Origin of the sequence: Streptosporangium sp. NPDC001559, from assembly GCF_042893955.1 — a bacterium.
Classification (GTDB): domain Bacteria; phylum Actinomycetota; class Actinomycetes; order Streptosporangiales; family Streptosporangiaceae; genus Streptosporangium.
The window spans coordinates 372367-391132 of sequence record NZ_JBIAVG010000005.1; the positions used below are offsets into that span (position 1 = coordinate 372367).

The window sequence follows — 18766 nt, forward strand, 5'->3', positions numbered from 1 at the left end:
ACGAGATGCCGGTACTCGCCGTCCTCGGAGCCCACTGGGGAGACGAGGGCAAGGGGAAGATCGCGGCGGCCCTCAGCCGGGACGCCCACGTGTGCGCTCGCTTCCAGGGCGGGCCGAACGCCGCCCACTCGGTGCTCGCGCCGGGCCGTACCGAGCCGTGGGTGCTGCGGATGGTGCCCAGCGGGATCCTGAGCGGGGCCGTCGGCGTCGTCGGCGGCGGCTGCGTCATCGAGCCCAGGATGCTGCTGAACGAGGTGGCGATGCTGCGCGCCGCCTTCCCCGACGTGACGGACCGCCTGCGCGTCTCCCTGCGGGCCCACGTCATCACCGCCGACCACCGGGAGGCCGACAGCTCCGGAAGCGGCGTGGGCAGCACCCGGATGGGCGTCGGACAGGCCTACCGCGACAAGGCGGCGCGCACGGGACTGCGGGTCAAGGACCTGCTGACCGGCGGGGACCGCCTGCCCGCCGACCTGCGGCCGGTCGCCGAGGAGTTCGCCGACCTGATCGGCCACTGCTGCGTCGACGAGGTCGCCTACCTGCGCGACCGGCTCGACCACGGCGCGCGGGTGGTCGCCGAGGGCGCCCAGGGCAGCAGGCTGGACCTCGACCACGGCGACTACCCCTACGTGACCTCAAGCAACACCACGGTCGGGGCGGTCCTCACCGGCCTGGGGGTCGGCCCGAGGGACATCGCGAGCGTCCTGCTGGTGACCCCCGCCTACGTCACCAAGGTCGGCGGCGGTGAACTGCCCTCACGGCTGTACGGCGAGCTCAACGCCGAACTGCAGGAACGCGGCGAGGAACTCGACCGCGCGACCGACCTGATGCGGGACACCGGCTGGCTCGACATCGGCTGGTTGCGCAGCGCCTGCCGCCTCAACCAGGCGGACGGGATCGTGATGACCAAGTTCGACGTGCTCGCGGGCTTCCCGGCGATCGGGCTCTACGACCAGGACAGGGCCCCCGCCGTACGGATGCTCCCCGGCTGGAGCGCCGAGGACGTCGCCGCCGCGTCCGGGGGCGCCGAGGCGCCCCACATCGCGGCCTACCTCGCGGAGGTCGAGCGGCACTGCGCCACCCCGGTGGTCGCGGCGGGTCGCGGGGCGGGGCTGGACGACTGGTGGTGGCGCGGCGACGAGGAAGACCTGTGGAGGTCGCCCGACCAGGCCCTGGTCGTGAACTGATGATCGAGGTCGACGTGGGCGACGCCGTACTCGGCAACCTGCGGATCGGGATCAGCCCACTGTGGGAGACGGTCGCGAGCCTGTCGCTGCTCAGCAGGCGGGACGCCTGCCCGTGGCCGTACACCGTGTGGGCCAGGAACGCCAGGCAGGCGCTCGCCAGGGGACGCGGGGGTGAGGCCCTGACGTGGTTCGCCGGGGTCGGGCTCCCGCTGCCCGCCTTCCTCACGCCGGCCCCGCCGCCGGGGGCGGCCGGGATCGACGAGGAGCTCGCCGCGCTGCGCGCCGTACCCGAGGAGACGGTCAGGGAGGAACTGGCCCGCCGCTACCCGTCGGGGACGCCGGAGCCGTTCGCCAGGTTCGCCAGGGAGCCCCGGGAGGCGCTCGGCTGGTACGCGGACCTGCTCCAGGACTACTGGGCGGCCACGGTCGCGCCGTACTGGTCGGCCATGCGGCCCGTCCTGGACCAGGAGGTGCTGCTCCAGGCCAGGGTGCTGGCCACCGCGGGCGGCGGGGCCGTACTCGGCAGGCTCGGCGGGCGGCTGCGCTGGGACCAGCCGACGCTGAGCCTCAACGACTCCTCGGCGTCCCGGCGCGACATCCGGGGCGCGAGCAGGCTGGTGCTGGTCCCGTTGCTCTTCGCCCGCGGCACGCCGTTGTGCGCCACCGGTTCGCGGGAGGAGGTGGCGATCGCCTACCAGGCGCGCGGCTCGGCCGTACTGGCCGGTGGACGGGCGTCGGGGGCGGTCAGGCAGGACGCGGAGCCGGAACGCGGTGACCGGCTGGCGATCCTGGTGGGACGCGGCAGGGCCGCCATCGTCAGGGCGCTGGCGGTTCCCACCACCACCTCGGTGCTGGCGACGACTCTCGGCCTGGCGGCGAGCACGGTCTCGGAACACCTGACGGCTCTGGTCGCCGCCGGTGTGGTGCAACGGCATCGAATCGGTGTACGTGTGATGTATGAGCTGAACCGGTCAGGTCGGGCGCTGCTGGAGTATCTCGACAACGAGACCGTGCACCCGGCCGCCTGACGCCTGTTCCAGGAAGGACCACCGCATGCCACCGACGACGACGCCGTTGATGACGCCGTCCCTCACCGCCGACGAGAAGACCACGCTGCACGCCTTCCTGCGCTACCTGCGGGAGTCCGTGATCGCCAAGTCGGCGGGAGTCGACGACGAACAGGCCGCCAGGGAACTCGTTCCCTCGGGCAAGAGCCTGCTCGCGTTGCTCAAACACCTGACGGTCATGGAGCTCGGCTGGGTGAGCTGGGCGTACGCGGGCGTCGACCTCCCCTCCGAACTGTGCGACCAGGAGGTACGGCCGGGGGAGACGGCCGAGGAGGTGATAGCGGCCTACCGCGCCGCCGCCGCCCGCTCGGACGTCGTCATCGACGGCTGCGCGTCCCTGGACACACCCGGCGTGCGGACGCTGCGCCCGACCGCCCCGGCCACGCCGACCATGCGCTGGGTGCTGGCCCACCTCATCGAGGACACCGCCCGGCACACCGGCCACGCCGACGTGCTGCGGGAGCAGATCGACGGGCTCGCCGGGAACTGGAAGGGCAACACCCGGTGGTGAGCGGGCTCCACGAGGTGGAGACCGTCTTCACCGAAGGGCACGTCGAGATGCTCGACTGGTCGGGAGGCCCGGTGCTGGCCGACCAGGACGAGAAGGGCGTGCTGCTCACCGGCCCCGACGGTACGGTGCACCGGATCGACGACGAGGCCGACGTCACGATCTTCGCCGGGGACGAGGCCGCCTTCCTGTCCGTCCACCGGGACGGCACGACGCTGCGGGTCGTCCAGCGGCCCCTGCGCGGTGACCCGGTCACCTGGGAGGCCCCCCTGACGGGTGCCGCCGGGCGGGGGTGGGCGCCGTTCGACGCCCTGCCGGGACGGCCGGTCCACGGGACCCGGGGCGTCGCGCTGGTCGTGGAGACGGACACCGGCGCCCAGGCGATCCTTGAGGCCTTCCCCGGAGGGACCGGGCGGATCCACCCGAACCGGTGGCCCGGTGAGTCGCCGGTCCACGTGGACGGCGGCCTGAACCTGGCCGTGACCCAGCTCCACGACGCCCCCGACCGGCCGGTGCTCCACGTGTGGCCCCTGGAGCCGAACCTTGACGACCCCGTGGAGAGACGGGTCGCGGGACGCTGGCTCGACGTCCGCGACGGCCTGGCGCTCGTCGAACGCGACGGCAGGCCGGTGACGTGGCGGCCGGGCACGGACGTCGTCACCGACGAACTCCAGATGGAGGGAGACCTGGTCGACGCGCGTTTCCTGGGGCCGGGTACGGACACGATCGCCGTGGTCGTCACCTTCGAGGGCGCCGACAGCCTGGTCGTCGTCGACCGGGCGAGCGGCACCCGGCGGGCCGTACCGCTGCCGCCGGGCCGTATCCGGGTCTGCTCCGCCCACGCCGGAGGCGTCGGGCTGCGCCTGACCTCCGTCGTGAACGGCGGCGTGTGGGCCTGGCTGGCACCGGACGGGACCACGCGCACCGCCCCGGGAAGTGTCCCGCCGCTTGGCGGCGGCGCCGTCTCCGGCCACCGCTGGCAGGGCGCCACCCCCATCCACGTCCACCTGCCGGGAGGCAGGCCGACCGGCGTGGTGATCTCCCTGCACGGCGGGCCGGAGATCGTCGAACGGGACGAGCTCCGCTTCGACGGGCTCTACCGGAGACTCCTGGAACGTGGGATCGCCGTTCTCGCGGTGAACTACGCGGGATCGTCCGGCTACGGGGCGGCCCACACCAGACGCGCGTGGCGTGCCTGGGAGGAGACCCTGCGGGAGGACCTGACGGCCTGCCTGACGTTCGCGGAGCGCAAGGGCGTGCCCCGCGACCGGACGATCCTGCTCGGCGCCAGCTTCGGCGGCGGCCTCGCGCTGCTCGGCAACGCCCTCCTGCCCGGTACGGCCGGTGTGGTCGCCTGCTCGCCCCTGGTCGACCTGGTGCGCCACGTGCGCAGGATGGTCGAGGAGGACCCCCGCTGCCGGGCCTGGTTCACCCGCAGGTTCGGGGACCTGACCGCCGAGGGAGCCGTCGCCCCCCTGGACCCGGTACGGCTCGCCTGCCCGGGGAGCGGTCCTGTCTTCCTCATCCAGGGCGACCGCGACCCGATCTCCAGCCTCGGGGACGTCCGGGATCTCGCGCGGCTGGCGGCCGAACGCGGCCTGCCCTGGGAACTCGTCGTCGAGCCCGGCGTCGGTCACCGCCCCGCCACCCTCAGGCAGGCGCTGAACCGCTACCGCAACCTCATGGAGGCCCTGGAGAAGTTGGCCGGTCAGTGGGGGCATTCGGCTGGAACCGAATTCCTTGTCGGGCCTGCGGACGCCACCTAGGGTCACGATGGCGATCAGCCGTCCGTCCAGGAACCCCTGAACCCGGGAGAACCCATGAAGCCGTACGTCAGACCGCAGCCCATGCCCGAGGAGCCCCAGGAGGAGTGCTCGGCCGAGTCCTCCAAACCCCTGAAGCCCTACGTCAAGTCGCAGGCCAAGCAGGTCGCCTACAACACGGTGCTGCGCGTGGTCGCCTGAGCAAGGACTCCCCCCAACCCCTGAGGTGCACATGTGCGGTCTGGCCGGTCTGGCCCGTATCGACGGCGGCCACACGGACGCCACGACGGACGCGCTCCTGGAACGGATGGCGCGGATCATCGCCCATCGAGGCCCCGACGACCGGGAACTGCTGCGGCAGGGACCGGTCGGCCTCGCCTTCACCAGGCTCTCCCTGGTCGATCCGGAGAGCGGCGGCCAGCCCCTCTCGACGGAGGACGGCGACCTCGTCCTGATCGCGAACGGCGAGGTCTACAACCACCGTGAGCTGGCCGCGAGGCTTCCCGCGGGCACCCGGCTCAAGGGGGGCTCCGACTGCGAGGTCCTCCTGCACCTGTACCGCGAGCGGGGCGACGCCTTCCTCGACGAGGTACGCGGCATGTTCGCCATCGTGCTGTGGGACCGTCGCCGGGGACGGCTCGTCCTGGCTCGCGACCGGTTCGGCGTCAAACCGCTCTACTACCACCGTGACGGCCGGCGCGTGGTGTTCGCCTCGGAGATCAAGGCGCTGTTCGCCGACCCGGCCACCCCACGCGCCCTGGACTGGGAACAGGCGCTCACCCACCCCATGCTCAGCGCCGCGCCGTACCCGCACCGGGCGGAGGTCCCCTCCACCTGGTTCACCGGGATCGAGTGCGTCCCCGCGGGCCGGATCGTGCAGATCGACCTGGCCGACGGGACGACCCGCGAGCACACCTACTGGTCCCTGCCGACGGCCGACGCGGACGCCTCGGAGGAGGAGTTCGTCCGCCGCTACGGCGAACTGCTCGCCGAGTCCGTGGCCGAGTGCGCGACCGCCGACGCCGAACTCGGGGTCTTCCTCAGCGGCGGCGTCGACTCGGCGGCCGTCACCGCCCTGGCCACGCCGTACGCGGGACGGCTGCACACCTTCACCGTGCTGTCGGCGAGCACCCTCCGCAACGGCGACGCGGAGCACGCCTCCTGGCTCGCCGGGAAGCTCGGCCTGCCCAACCACCAGGTGTGCTTCGAGGCCGACCGGATCCCCTCCCCGGACGAGTGGAAACGGCTGCTGTGGCTGATGGAGCACCCGCAGTGCGGGCCCGAGCAGTACTACAAGCACGAACTGCACCGCTACGCCAAGCAGGCCAGACCGGAGCTGCGGGGCATGCTCCTGGGAGCCGCCAGCGACGAGTTCAACGGCGGCTACTCGGCGGACTACAGCGGCGGAGGCGGCTGGGACGCCTTCGTCGCGACCCTCGACGCCATGGCGTGCTCCGGCGCCCTGCGGACCCGCCCCGACCTGGCGCCCTGGTGGACGCGGACCGACGTGCCGCTGCTGTCCAGGGAACTGCTCGCCGTACGTGAGGACCCCTACCGGGCCTACCTGGCCGCCGAGTACAGCAAGATCCAGCAGTACAACTGCTGGCACGAGGACCGTACGGCCGCGGGCAGCGGCATCGAGGCGCGGGTGCCGTTCCTCGACCACCGCCTGGTCGAACTGGTCCTGTCCATCCCGCCGAGCCACAGGAAACGGCTGCTGTGGGACAAGACGATCCTGCGGGAGAGCATGCGGGGCGTGCTGCCGGACCGGATCACCGCCCGCGAGAAGGTCCCCTTCTTCTACGGCGAGGGCCAGCGCCACACCCACCGGGTCTTCCTGCGGATGCTGCGCGGGGACGGGGCGGCGCTCGTCGAGGAGGCCCTGGCCGCGCCGGGCGCCTCCGGGGCGCTGGACGGCCCCGCCGTACGGGGTCTGCTGGGGTCTCTGACGGAACGAGACGACCTGGCCCAGGTGGAGATCCTGCTCAGGCTGGTGAACCTGGGGCTGCTGTCCCAGATGGTCGGCGACCTTCCCCCGCCCGTCGTGGACATGTCCGCCGGTTCCGTCCCCGTCGCCTTGAGCGGCGAGAACGAGGCGCGGACCGAGGAGATCCTCGGCTGCGCGCCCTCCGTCGCGCCGGAGTCGGTGCCCGCGCCGGAGGACGGCTTCCTCCTGCTCTCGGACACCACGACCGAGGGGACCTGGTACGTCGCCGTGGACGGCGCCGTCCGGTACGTGCTGGAGAAGGACGACGACTGGCTGGACCTGCTGCGCTCCGTCGACGGCGCCCGCTCGGTTGCGGAGATCGCCGAACTGACCGGGCGGCCGGGGGACCAGGTGGCACGGCAGGTCGCCGAGGCCGTCGAACACGGGATGTTGCACCTGATCGAGGAGGGGACGGGCCATGCGGGTTGACCCGAGCGGACACCTGGCGGAACTGGCCGCGCGCGGGCTGCTGCCCGAGGACCACCAGGCCGTCTACCTGGCCGGATCCCTGGTCAGAGGCTGGGGCAACCCGGGCAGCGACCTCGACGTCTACGTCGTGTCCACCGCCCAGAGAACCGCCCCGAGCACGGCCCTCGCCCCGGTCGCGCTGACCCCCGACCACGTCCCCGTCGAGGTCGTCCACGTGGACGGCGTCAGGTGGGACATCGAGTACTGGACCGACTCCCAGGTCGACCAGATGTTCGCCAAGGTGTCCTGGGAGGAGTTCGACACCAACCACAGCGTGGCCGACCTGCTCACCTCCCACGAGATGGACTTCCTCGAACGGCTCGGCAGCGCCGTGTCCGTCACGGGGGAGTCGTGGCTGGCCGGACGCAGGACGCAGCTTGAGTCCTCGGCGATCCGCTCGATCCTGGTCAGCCGCGCGCTCAACCTGTCGGACCTCTTCGTCGAGGACGCCGTCGGCCAGCTCAAGGCGGAGGACGTGGAGAGCGCCGTGCTCTCGGCCAAGCTCGCCTTCGGCTACGCGGTCAACGCCCTGCACGTCTCGTGCGGGGAGTTCGGCCACAGCGCCAAGTGGCGGGCACGCCGGTTCCGCCAGGTCGAGCAGACCATCATGCCCTTCGAGGAGTACTGGGCGATCGAGACCATGCGGGGGTACGACCCGGCGAACCCGGCCGCGTGGGTCGAGGACGTCGTACTGGCGTGCCGCCGGATCTCCATGGAGGTCGTGATCTGATGGAACAGCTGTCCCCCGAGGCCGTACCGGTGCCCAGGCTCGACGTCCGGGTGCGCAACGTCGGCGGCACGCTCACCGTCGCCTGGGGCGAGAGCGTCTTCGAGCTCTCCGAGACGGCGGGCTTCCTGTGGAAGCGTGTGGACGGCCGCAGGTCGCTGCGCGAGCTGGCCCTGCTGCTGGCCGGGGAGTACGCGGTCGACGCCGAGACCGCGCTGCTGGACACGGCGGAGACCATGACGGCGCTGGCCGACGGCGGGCTCGTGCGGTTGAGATGAGAGACACGCCGGAGGACTACGGCAGCCGTTTCGAGCGCTGGGACGAACGGGCGGCCGTCAGGGTCAAGCCGCAGCCCGTCATGGGCTCCCCGGCGCCGGACGCGCTGTACTTCCCCCCGGAACTCGTCCCCGTGCTGCGTCATCCGCTGGTCGCCGAACGGGGGGAGCGGGCGGTCCACGACGCCCTCGCCCAGCACCTCTACCACTACCTGCACTTCACGGTCGAGCTGGAACAACTCGCCATCATCCCCGTCGCGGCCAGGATCGCCAGGGGGCGCTCCGGGCTGGACCTCCCGGAAAGGATGCGCGCCGACGCCTACAAGATCGTGACGGACGAGGCCTGGCACGCCCAGCTCTCCTACGACCTGATCAGGCAGGTCGAGGCGTGCTCAGGGGTGGAGTGGGCCGACGCGGGCACCCCGGCCTTCCTGCGTCGCCTCGACGCCGTCCGCCGGCGCCTCGACCCCCGGGTCCGGGGGCTGGAACGGCTGCTGTTCGCGGTCGTCAGCGAGACGCTCATCTCGACCGTCCTGACCGACATCCCCAGGGACCGGCGGCTGCCGGGGGCCGTACGCGACCTGGTGCGCGACCACGCCGAGGACGAGGGCAGGCACCACGCCTACTTCCGTGACCTGCTCCAGCGGCTCTGGCCCGCGCTGAGCGCCGGGGAACGCGCCTGTGTCGGCCCTCTGCTGCCCGCGATCGTCGCGGCGTTCGTCGAACCCGACCGTGAGGCGGCGGCCGTCGTCGCCCGATCGGCGGGGCTGTCACGCGAGGAGGCCAGGACCGTCGCGGCCGAGTCGCTCTCGGTGGAATGGACGGCCCGGGACACCGCGTCGAGGGCGCGGACCGTCGTACGGTATTTCGAGGAGGCGGGAGCGCTCGACGACGGCGCGACCATGGAGGCGTTCGTCTCGGCCGGGCTTCTGAACAACGTCCGGGACGGGTGAGAGCACATCTCTTTTCCCCTTCGATCCGATGGGGAATGTCTGGATGGAATACTTGTCCTGGCATCGGATCACAGAGCATCGAGTGGCAGCGGTGTACGGGGTCACGGGGAAGAACGCGATCTGTCTGTGCGCCATGACGAACACATAGGGTGATTAGACATGCTTAGGCCGGTGAAAGCGCGCATCACCAGCAGGGATGTGGCTCAGGCAGCCGGGGTCTCACAGTCGACGGTCTCCCTCGTCCTCACCGGGAAGTGGCCGGGCCGGGTCTCGAAGGAGACCGCGGCCAGGATCAGGCGCATCACCGCGGAGATGGACTACCAGCCGGATCTGACGGCGCGGAGCCTGCGACTTGAGAGAACCGGCACGGTGCTGCTGATCGTTCCCGCGATCACCAACACGTTCTTCGCCAACCTGCACGTGGGGGCGACCCAGGTCGCCAACCAGCACGAGACGACCGTCCTGGTCTATCCCATGGGCACCGACAGGCACGAACGGCTGCTCCCGATACCGCAGCAGGCCATCGACGGGATGCTGGTCTACGGCGACGTGGGGACGGAGGCCATCCGCCCGCAGGGCGTCGTGCCGATGGTGCCGCTGGACTGCGACCCCCGGCTGTACCCCGACGCGGTCAACGTGGACATCGCCGTGGGCAGCCGCGAGGCCGCCCGCCACCTGCTGGACCTCGGTCACCACAGGATCGGCTACCTGCACGTGGACCGGCGCGGCGCCTGGATGCTGACGACCAGGCTGCGCTCCCTGCGCGCGGTGGTCAGGCATCGCCCGGGGGCGACCCTCACGGTGGTCGGCACGACCTTCGACCCCGTGGACGCCCAGCGGGCGGCCCTGGAACTGCTGCGTTCGGACCCGGCCCCCACGGCGGTGGTCTGCGAGGACGACAACCTCGCCGTCGTGGTGTTCGCCGCCGCGCGGAGCCTCGGACTCGACGTCCCGAACGACCTGTCGGTGATCGGCTACAACAACCTTCCGATCAGTGACGTCCTCCATCCGGCGCTGACGACGGTGAACATCCCGGTCACCGAGCTGGGGGCGGCCGGTGCCCGGGCGCTGCACGACAGGCTCGCCGCCAGGCAGCCGAGCCCCGCCGTGCTGCGGAGCTCCCTGGTCGTACGGCAGTCCACCGCCCCGCCCCGTCAGGCCTGACGTTCGCGAGCCCCCGTGAGGCCGGGATCACGGTAGATGATCCCGAACGAGGTGAGGAGGAAGGCGACCGGCAGGAGCGCCTGGATCGCCCCGGTGAGGAGCACGGTGGTCGCGCTGCCGAGAGACTGCGCCGCCACCCCTCCGGCCAGCGCCCCCAGGGGGATGGCCCCGTGCGAGATCAGCCGGTAGCTCGCCGTCACCCGCCCCATCAGCTCGGGACGGACGATCGCCTGCCGGGCGCTGATGGCGTGGACGTTGTACACGGCCAGCGCGAACGTGCTGACGAACATGCAGGCCACCAGTACGGCGACGCGCGGCGCCGTGGCGTCGAGGAGCGTGGCCGAGGCCGCGGCCATCACCCCGATCCCGCTCATGAACTGGGCCGCGAAGATGGTCGGCCCCGCGGGGAACCTGTTGTGGACGTAGGCGGCGAAGGCGGAACCGGCGATGCCGCCCACGGCACCCGCGGCCACGACCACCCCGAGCAGCGCGGGCGTCAGGGCGAGGTGCTGGACCACGTAGATGAGGATCGTCACGTCGAACGCCTGGATGCACATGTTGCCGAGGCCGCTGGCCACCCCGAAGGCGAGAACCCGCCGGTCCTTGACGAAGTACCGGAACCCCTCGGTGATCGCCGTCCCCCAGCGGAGCCGCTGCGGCCCCTTCCGCCCGGAGAACCTGAGCTTCAGCGTGGACAGCAGGGAGGCCGACAGCAGGTAGGACACCGCGTCGACCAGAAGCGCGTACGGCGCGCCGAGCAGCTGGACGATCAGTCCCGCGAGCCCGGGACCGGCCACGTCGATGACGGAGTAGCTCGTGCTGACCGCGGCGTTGCCGGGGACGAGCTGCTTCTCATCGACCAGCCGGGGAAGCATGGAGTGGTGCGCCACGTCGCCGAGGGCCTTGAACACGCCCATGGCCAGGCCCAGGCCGTACAGCCAGCCCAGGCTCAGCGCGCCGGTCGCCGTGACGATCGGCACGGTGAGCAGGATCAGTCCTCGGGCCAGGTCGCACCCGGCGTTCACCAGCTTGGCCGGCCAGTGGTCGGCGACGACCCCGGCGAAGGGCAGGACGACGACCGCGGGGACGTACTGCAGGCCGGTCAGCAGGCCGAGCTGTACGGGGTCGGCGTGCAGGACCATCAGGGCGGTCAGGGGCAGCGCCATCAGCGTGACCTGGGACCCGATTCCCGAGACGGTGATCGCGGTCCAGAACCTGAGGAAGTTCGCGTCGCGGAGCGGGCCTTTCCCGACCTGGCCTTCCTCCGTGGCCGGGTCGTTCATGGCAGGCCGATGACGCCGACGTCGACGAGCGAGGCGTGGTAGGCGGCGATCTCGTCCTCGCCGACCTGGAGCCCCGCCGAGGCGAGCGCGCCCCCCATCAGGTGTACGGCCTCCTCCTTGGGACGGCCGTGGGAGACGCCCCACAACAGGGCGCCCTGCCAGCTGAGCAGCACGGACTCCCCGCGTACCGACTCGATGAGGACGCCGCTGCCCTTCATCGGGATCACGCTCACGTCGACGCGCCGGGAGTGGTGCCCGGGGACGGCGCCGAGCACCGGCACGTACTCCAGGCCGGTCGCCGCCATCACCAGCAGGTCCTGCGCGAGGAAGCGGTTCCTGCCGACGGCGTCGTCCTCGGCCGTGTACGCGTGGTCGATCACCTCGGTGAGCGAGGCCTTCAGCGGCTCACTCGCCGAACGCCTCCAGCGGGCCCAGACCCACTTGGTGTTCACATAGAGGTCGTCCCGCATGCACAGGTAGGCCTCGGTGGCGCGGTGCAGATACTCCTGGGAGAGATACCTCGTGGCGGGCGCGTCCCCGTTGAGAATGGCGCCGCAGATGTCCTCGTTGAGATTGTGCGCGTCGATCGCGTGCCGCGTCATGAGGAGCCGCTTGTAGTCCGGCATGTTGTCGGCCAGGCGTTGCCGCAACGCGGCGAGTTCACCGTCGTCGACGACGACCTCGCCGAGCAGGAAACGGGTGAGAACGTCCAGCCGGTTACGGCTGAACCGCGCGGTCTGGCTGAAGTCGGTGTTCGTCACCCGGAAGACCGTGCTCTCCTGCACGTCCCGGCGCAGTTGTTCGAGATCCAGGTACTCCACGTCCGCGCGCTCGCCCTCGAATTCGAGCTGCGCCGGGGGAAGCGATTCGCAGTCGGCCCTGACGACGAACAGATCGATGTCCGACATCGGGGAGCCAAGCCCTGCCGTCGGCGCGCCACCGAGGTAGATCCGGGACACGGGGTGTTCCTTCGCGAGCCATTCGGCGGCGCGTCGCCCTCGCGCGAGGGCGTCATTCGACATAGGGGTGGTCATAAGCTTTCCGACGCTTTCCGAGGCTCTCGCTGGACGGTTTCCAGAACTGTCACCGGGCAGCTTTTCTGAATCGTCGCCAGACAGGTCGTGGAGATCCGGCGACCGGGCGGCTGGGTGCGCGAGCACTCGGTCAGAGGGCGCGCGCACCCAGTCAAGCTGGGGAAACTCAGCCGTCTCCCGTTGTGGAGGACTACTCCATCCTGGTGGAGATGGTAATCATCGGAGACTCACCCATGGTCGATCACCCCCTTCCTGACCGTCGCGGCGGTGCTTCTCGCGAAACAAGGCCGTCTTTATCAGGAACCGTTTCCCCGGGGCCCGTGGGTTTTCCGGGCACCGTCCTCTTCTACAGGCGCCCGCCCACGGGAAGGATGTTTTGAATCCGTTGCCGCAGCGATTTCTCCTCCGGCCCTCCGGCCGATACGGTTCCCTGCCCAACCTTCGTGGCGCCGGAGATCGCCGGGCAACTCTTTCGGTCCCCGCCGAATCGCCGGACTCCCCGAGCCTCCGAAAGGGGACGGCCCACTCGCCGTCGCCCCCCCACGAGCCACGAACCCCGTGCCCGCGGGCGGTACCGGCCTCCCCCGCTCAGCCGGTAGGCGGGCGTGTGCACCTGGTCCTCTCCGGCCGTCGGCGCCCACTTCCTCCCCATGGTCCGCGAACTCGGCGCTCCGCCGCTGAGCGTGATCGCCGCGGCCACCGCCCTGGCGGCAGGGGGCGTCCCGGAGATCCGGCGGATCGTGCCGTGCCCGGGCCCGCGGCCCTCCTCCGGGGTTCGGTCGCGTTCACAGCCGTACGGACACGTCGCCTCGCCCTCGCGACCGGACATGCCTGACGGATCACCCTGAGAGAGTCGCCGTCGCCCCGGAGGCCGGTCGCCGGAGAAGTCAGAAACGGCGGTGATGTCACGCGTCGCCACGGTCCCCGTCCGGGTCCCGGGCGGGGGCCGTGATTATCCGGATGAAACCCGGCCTTCGCTGGCCTTTTATCGTAGAATGCTCAGTTTTCTGAGGCCCTTCTCCCGGAATTGTCCGGTGCATATGATTCGAGCCGGTTGACGAAGTATCCCGCGCTCGGACCCGGCCGCCTCCGCACGAGGAAAGGGACATCACAGAGCGGCCGGCCGTACTCCGCCTGCGCCGATGCGTCCGTGCGGCCGGGCTGCGGGTGCCGCGCGGCGTTTTTCGGAAATCCCGAACAAACGGTGGAAACAAAAGGCGTCGGTTCGGCGGAGCCCTTTCCATGTGAGTCACGCCCTTTCTTTTCGTATGCCTCGGAGGCGGAACGATGAACGAACCGATGACGGTCGGTGCCGCGGTTCCCGCTCTTGTCGCGCGCTGGGCGCGGGCGCGTCCTGACCACCCGGCGATCGTGTCCGCCGGTACCGAGCTGACCTACGGCGAGCTGGTCGAACGGGCGGGCCGGATGGCGAGCGTGCTGCGTTCCCACGGCGTCGAGCGGGGCACGCTGGTCCCCCTGGTCGTCGAACGCTCGGCGGAGCTGGTCGTCGCCGCCCTCGCGGTGCTGTTCGCCGGGGGCGCCTACGTGGGCGTCGACGTGGACGAACCGGACGCCAGGCTCGGTGCGATCGTCGCCGACTCCGGAGCCCCCCTCGTCGTCACCCGCGCGGCCACGGCCGGGCGGCTCGGCGGGGGACCGGCCAAGGTGCTGGCCGTGGAGGAACTGCTCGCCGCCGACGCGCCGGTGAGCCTGCCTCCGGAGGCGAGCCTCCCGCCGGTGAGCCCGTCCCCGGCGGCCGGCCTGTCCCTGGAGGCCGGCCCGCTCCCGGAGGTGACGGCCGGCGACGTCTGCTACGTCACCTACACCTCCGGTTCCTCGGGCACGCCGAAAGGCGTCATGGTGGCGCACGGCGGACTGTCCAATCTGGTCTCCTGGTACGGCCAGGCGTTCGGCGTGGGCCCCGAGGACCGGATCACCCAGTTCGCCCGACCCTCGTTCGACGCCTGGGCGCTTGAGGTGTGGCCCTGCCTGGCGTGGGGCGCGACGTTGCGCCTGGTCGAGGGACGGCTGCCGGACTCCCCGGCCGACTTCGCCGAGTGGCTCGCCCAGGAACGGATCACCGTGTGCTTCCTGACCACGGTGCTGGCCGTCGAGATGTTCGACCAGCCCTGGGACCTGTACGGCCACGCGCCCCGCGTCCTGCTCCTGGGCGGGGAGAGGCTGCGCCGCCACCCTCCGTTCGGCCTGCCGTTCGCCGTGTACAACCTCTACGGGCCGACGGAGGCGACGGTGGTCGCCACCTGGGCCGAACTCGACCCCGCCGACGTGGTCGGAGGCCAGGATCCGCCGATCGGCAGGCCGTTGCCCGGTCTGCGGACCCATGTCCTGGACGCCGAGCGGCGTCCGGTGCCGCCGGGCACGGTCGGCGAGCTGTACGTCGCGGGGGCCGGGGTCGCGCTCGGCTACCTGCGCAGACCCGAACTGACCGAGGAGCGTTTCCCCGCCGACCCGTTCACCCCGGGCGGGCGCGTGTACGCCACCGGAGACCTGGTCCGCGAGCTGCCCGGCGGCGCGCTGGTCTTCGTCGGCCGGGCCGACGACCAGGTGAAACTGCGTGGTTTCCGGATCGAACTCGGGGAGGTCGAGACGGCGCTGACCCGCCTGCCCGGGGTCCGCGAGGCGGCCGTGGTCCTGCACGAGCGGGGTGACCGGCTGGTGGGTTACGTCGTGTCCGACGGCCTCACGGAGGATCCGGGGGAGGGTCTGGCCGCTCTGCTGCCCGCCCACATGGTGCCGCAGACGATCGTCACGGTCGAACGGCTGCCCCTGACACCGCACGGGAAGCTCGATCGCGACGCCCTGGCCAGGCGCCCCCTCCCGGCCCGCGTCGCAGGTGAGACCGGTTTCCTGACCGAGGCGGAACGGGTGCTCGCCGAGATCTGGTGCGACGTGCTCGACCTCGACGAGGTCGGGCGGCAGGACAGCTTCTTCGACCTCGGGGGCGACTCGCTCAGCGCGATGCGGCTGGCGTCGCGGGCCCGCGAGCGCGGCATCAGGCTCGGCGCCGAGGACGTGTTCGAGCACGAGGTGCTGCACGAACTGGCGGCGGCGATCGACGCGACGGCGGGTGAGGACAGATGAGCCCCCTGACGAGCCCCTCGACGAGCCCCCTGCCCGAACCGGTGCCCGAACCGCTGCCGGAGTCACTGCCGGAGTCACTGTCCGAGCCGCTGTCCGGGTCGCTGCCGAGGCCGCTGCGGGTGAGCCTGCTCGAACTGCCGCTCTACACCAACACGCTGCCCCTGGCCTCGGGCTACCTGCAGGCCTACGCCCTGCGGGACCCCGCCGTCGCGGCCGGTTGTGAGTTCCTCGTGCACGCCCCCACGGCGCGGACGCCGGTCGCCGAGCTGGTCACGGCGCTGCTCGCGCAGGACGCCGACGTGTACGCGATGAGCTGCTACCTGTGGAACATGCGCCGGATCAAGGAGGTGCTCGACGAACTCGTACGGCACCGCCCCGACGCCTGCTTCGTCCTGGGCGGTCCGCAGGTGATGAACCACGCCGCGGAGTACGTGCCGCCGGAGCTGGAGAACGTGCTGGTGTGCAACGCCGAGGGGGAACGGCCCTTCCACGCGCTGCTCACCGAGCTGCTCACCGCCCGCGCGGGCGAGGCCGTACCGGACTTCACCCGGGTGCCGGGGATGAGCTTCTGGGTACGGGGACAGCTGCTGACCACCGACAAGCCCGCCCGGATCACGGATCTGGACGAGATCCCCTCACCGTTCGCCATGGGCCTGTTCGACGGCGGGGAGTACACCTTCGCGGTCGTGGAGACCAACCGGGGCTGCCCCTACAGCTGCTCCTACTGCTACTGGGGCGCCGCGACCAACGACAAGGTCCACCGCTGGGACCTGGAACGGGTCAAGGCAGACCTCACCTGGATCAGCGAGCACGGCGTCGAGAGCGTCTTCCTGGCCGACGCCAACTGGGGGGCGCTGCCCCGTGACGTCGAGCTGACCCGGCACCTGGTCGAGGGCAAACGGCGCACCGGCTACCCGATGATGATCGCCATCCAGGCGGCGAAGAACCGTCCCGACCGGGTCACCGAGATCACCGAGATCCTCGTGGAGGGCGGCCTGCTGACCAGCCAGCCGGTCTCGCTGCAGACGCTGAGCCCGCAGACGCTTGAGATCGTGCAGCGCGCCAACATCAAGGAGTCCACCTATGTGGAGCTCCAGCTCAAGCTGCACGAGAAGCAGATCAGTTCCTACACCGAGCTGATCTGGCCGCTGCCCGGCGAGACCCTGAAGTCCTTCCAGGCGGGCATCGCCAAGGTGTGCAGAACCGGGGCCGACGCCGTCGTCGCCTATCCGCAACTGCTGCTGCGCAACACCCCCATGTACGGCACGCGGGAGGCGCTGGGCATCGAGACCGTACGGGTCGACGACCCCGTGGCCGAGGCGGACGTGGTCGTGGCCACCAAGTGGGTGACCCGCGAGGACTTCCAGGCCGGGGCCTGGTTCTACTACGCGGTCATCAGCCTCTACAACGCCCGCGCCGCCTTCCACGTCGCCAGGGAACTCGACCGGAGCGGCGTCTGCTCCTACGAGGACTTCCTCGTCCGCGCCGCCGACCACTACCGCCGCCGCACCGACACGGAGATCTGCGCGTTCTTCGCCGAGTCGGTGCGCGGGCTGGGCAACTACGACCTCAACAACATCGGCAAGGTCCTGCACATGGTGCTGCACTCCCACCGGGCGGAGATGGACACCCTGCTTGAGGACTTCCTCGGCGAACAGGGCTGGCTGGCCGATCCCGCGCTGCGCGCCGTCTTCGAACTCGACCTGGTGGCCAGGCCGTACGTGTACCGGGAGGCCGTCTCCGCACCCGCGGTGCCGCTCTCGCAGGTGCGGATCGTGGACAGGGACCGCTACCGGCTCGTGGTCGACCTGCCGGAGGCCGCCGTGGGGGCACTCGCCGAAGCGGGTTTCGTCGAAGGCTCCACGGATCCCGGGAGGTACGTCGTCGATCATCGAGGCCGCAGGAAGATGCCCTATCCGCGCCACCGCAGCCTGGAGCACAACGCCGCCTACTGCCAGGCGATGATGAACCGGCTACGCGACATCCTGCCCTCCTGGCGGGCGGCGGCCGTACGGGATCGGGTTCTCGATGCGTCGTGACCTCTTCACCCGGGAGCACGAGGAGTTCCGCGACCTCGTGCGGACCTTCGTCGCCAGGGAGGTCACCCCGAACCTGGAACGGTGGGAGGAACACGGCGCCGCCGACCGGGCCGTGTGGCTGCGCGCGGGCGAGCACGGCCTGCTCGGCCTCGACGTCGACCCGGAGTACGGCGGGGCGGGCGTCGCCGACTACCGCTACCACGCGGTGCTGGGAGAGGAGTTCGCCCGCGCCGGAGCCCACGCCCCGGCGCTCTCCCTGCACAACGAGATCTGCGGCCTCTACCTGCGCACGCACACCACTCCGGAGCAGCGGCTGCGCTGGCTGCCCGGCTTCTGCTCGGGTGAGCTGGTCACGGCCGTCGCCATCAGCGAACCGGACGCGGGCAGTGACCTGCGGCGCATCCGGACCAGGGCGGTGCGGGACGGCGACCGCTACGTGCTCAGCGGGCAGAAGACCTTCGTCTCGAACGGTGCCACGGCCGACCTCGTGCTGGTCGTCGCCCGCACCGGGGAACGGCCCTCCGACGCCGGTGTCTTCGTGGTCGAGCCGACCAGGGTCGGGGTGACCAGGGGCAGGACGCTCGACAAGATCGGGATGCGCGCGCTCGACACCGTCGAGCTCTTCCTCTCGGACGTGGAGATCCCGGTGGAGAACCTGCTCGGTCGTGAGGACCGTGCCTTCGCCTACCTGATCAGGACCCTTCGGCAGGAACGGGTGATGCTCGCGGTCTCGGCATTGGCCACCGCCGAACGGCTCTTCGAGGAGACCCTGACCTACTGCGGCAGACGCGAGGTCTTCGGACGGCCGATCGGACGTCACCAGTACAACCGTTTCCTGCTCGCCGAGCTGAGGACCGCGCTCACGGTCGCCCGCGCCTTCACCGACCGCTGCGTGGCCGAACACGACGCCGGACGCCTCACCTCGGAGGAGGCCGCCATGGCCAAGTGGTGGAACACCGAGCTGTGCCAACGCGTGGTCGACAGGTGTGTCCAGCTCCACGGGGGTTACGGCGTGATGCGGGAGTTCCCGGTGGCCCGTGCGTTCGTGGACACCCGGGTCCAGACCATCTACGGCGGGACCACCGAGATCATGAAGGAACTGATCGGTCAGTCCCTTCTGTGACCGGCTCGACCGTGAGCCGGAGCCGGAGCGGACCTGGGGTGTCTCCCGCTCCGGCCACGGACTTCGACAGGACGGGTCGTTCAGGA

At 71.1% G+C, this 18766-nt stretch carries 15 protein-coding genes; 13 read left to right on the forward strand and 2 right to left on the reverse strand.

Annotation, left to right across the window (positions count from 1 at the left end; all coding sequences use genetic code 11):
* Nucleotides 1-5: 5 nt before the first annotated feature.
* The 10 genes from ACFYY8_RS14490 to ACFYY8_RS14535 all read left to right on the forward strand — a co-directional run bounded on the left by ACFYY8_RS14490 (nt 6) and on the right by ACFYY8_RS14535 (nt 10099).
* Complete coding sequence (locus ACFYY8_RS14490; RefSeq protein WP_390040769.1) at nt 6-1187, forward strand: adenylosuccinate synthetase; 1182 nt, start codon at nt 6-8, stop codon at nt 1185-1187.
* Nucleotides 1187-2215 carry an ArsR/SmtB family transcription factor gene (locus tag ACFYY8_RS14495; protein WP_390040771.1) on the forward strand — a complete coding sequence of 343 codons (1029 nt, stop codon included), beginning with the start codon at nt 1187-1189 and terminating at the stop codon, nt 2213-2215. Before ACFYY8_RS14490 ends, ACFYY8_RS14495 begins: the two co-directional genes overlap by 1 nt.
* 25 nt (nt 2216-2240) lie before the next feature.
* Nucleotides 2241-2765, forward strand: coding sequence for a DinB family protein (locus ACFYY8_RS14500; protein WP_390040773.1), 525 nt, complete (start codon nt 2241-2243; stop codon nt 2763-2765).
* A complete protein-coding gene (locus ACFYY8_RS14505; protein WP_390040775.1) occupies nt 2762-4528 on the forward strand; it encodes an alpha/beta hydrolase family protein in 1767 nt (588 codons plus the stop codon). The genes ACFYY8_RS14500 and ACFYY8_RS14505 overlap by 4 nt, the downstream gene beginning before the upstream one ends.
* A gap of 54 nt (nt 4529-4582) precedes the next feature.
* A complete protein-coding gene (locus ACFYY8_RS14510) occupies nt 4583-4726 on the forward strand; it encodes a hypothetical protein (protein WP_390040777.1) in 144 nt (47 codons plus the stop codon).
* Nucleotides 4727-4757: 31 nt separating this feature from the next.
* A complete protein-coding gene (gene asnB / locus ACFYY8_RS14515) occupies nt 4758-6941 on the forward strand; it encodes an asparagine synthase (glutamine-hydrolyzing) (protein ID WP_390040779.1) in 2184 nt (727 codons plus the stop codon).
* On the forward strand, nt 6931-7710 hold the full coding sequence (locus ACFYY8_RS14520) for a hypothetical protein (protein ID WP_390040781.1): 780 nt from the start codon (nt 6931-6933) through the stop codon (nt 7708-7710). The genes asnB and ACFYY8_RS14520 overlap by 11 nt, the downstream gene beginning before the upstream one ends.
* Entirely contained in the window at nt 7710-7985 is a 276-nt protein-coding gene (locus ACFYY8_RS14525) for a PqqD family protein (RefSeq protein ID WP_390040783.1), read from the forward strand. The genes ACFYY8_RS14520 and ACFYY8_RS14525 overlap by 1 nt, the downstream gene beginning before the upstream one ends.
* A complete protein-coding gene (locus ACFYY8_RS14530) occupies nt 7982-8935 on the forward strand; it encodes a diiron oxygenase (protein ID WP_390040785.1) in 954 nt (317 codons plus the stop codon). The genes ACFYY8_RS14525 and ACFYY8_RS14530 overlap by 4 nt, the downstream gene beginning before the upstream one ends.
* 171 nt (nt 8936-9106) lie before the next feature.
* A complete protein-coding gene (locus ACFYY8_RS14535; protein ID WP_390040787.1) occupies nt 9107-10099 on the forward strand; it encodes a LacI family DNA-binding transcriptional regulator in 993 nt (330 codons plus the stop codon).
* On the opposite strand, the gene ACFYY8_RS14540 is transcribed toward ACFYY8_RS14535, so the two are convergent.
* Entirely contained in the window at nt 10090-11382 is a 1293-nt protein-coding gene (locus ACFYY8_RS14540; protein ID WP_390040789.1) for an MFS transporter, read from the reverse strand. The genes ACFYY8_RS14535 and ACFYY8_RS14540 overlap by 10 nt on opposite strands.
* Nucleotides 11379-12341: a hypothetical protein gene (locus ACFYY8_RS14545; RefSeq protein ID WP_390040791.1), complete on the reverse strand. Its 963-nt coding sequence runs from the start codon at nt 12339-12341 to the stop codon at nt 11379-11381. The genes ACFYY8_RS14540 and ACFYY8_RS14545 overlap by 4 nt, the downstream gene beginning before the upstream one ends.
* Before the next feature lie 1362 nt (nt 12342-13703).
* Between ACFYY8_RS14545 and ACFYY8_RS14550 the strand changes: the two genes are divergently transcribed.
* From ACFYY8_RS14550 to ACFYY8_RS14560, 3 genes are read left to right on the forward strand one after another with little or no spacing between them, the layout of a single operon-like run.
* A complete protein-coding gene (locus ACFYY8_RS14550; RefSeq protein ID WP_390040792.1) occupies nt 13704-15518 on the forward strand; it encodes an amino acid adenylation domain-containing protein in 1815 nt (604 codons plus the stop codon).
* Nucleotides 15515-17557, forward strand: coding sequence for a radical SAM protein (locus ACFYY8_RS14555; protein WP_390040794.1), 2043 nt, complete (start codon nt 15515-15517; stop codon nt 17555-17557). Before ACFYY8_RS14550 ends, ACFYY8_RS14555 begins: the two co-directional genes overlap by 4 nt.
* Nucleotides 17547-18680 carry an acyl-CoA dehydrogenase family protein gene (locus ACFYY8_RS14560; RefSeq protein ID WP_352011051.1) on the forward strand — a complete coding sequence of 378 codons (1134 nt, stop codon included), beginning with the start codon at nt 17547-17549 and terminating at the stop codon, nt 18678-18680. Before ACFYY8_RS14555 ends, ACFYY8_RS14560 begins: the two co-directional genes overlap by 11 nt.
* Nucleotides 18681-18766 lie beyond the last annotated feature (86 nt).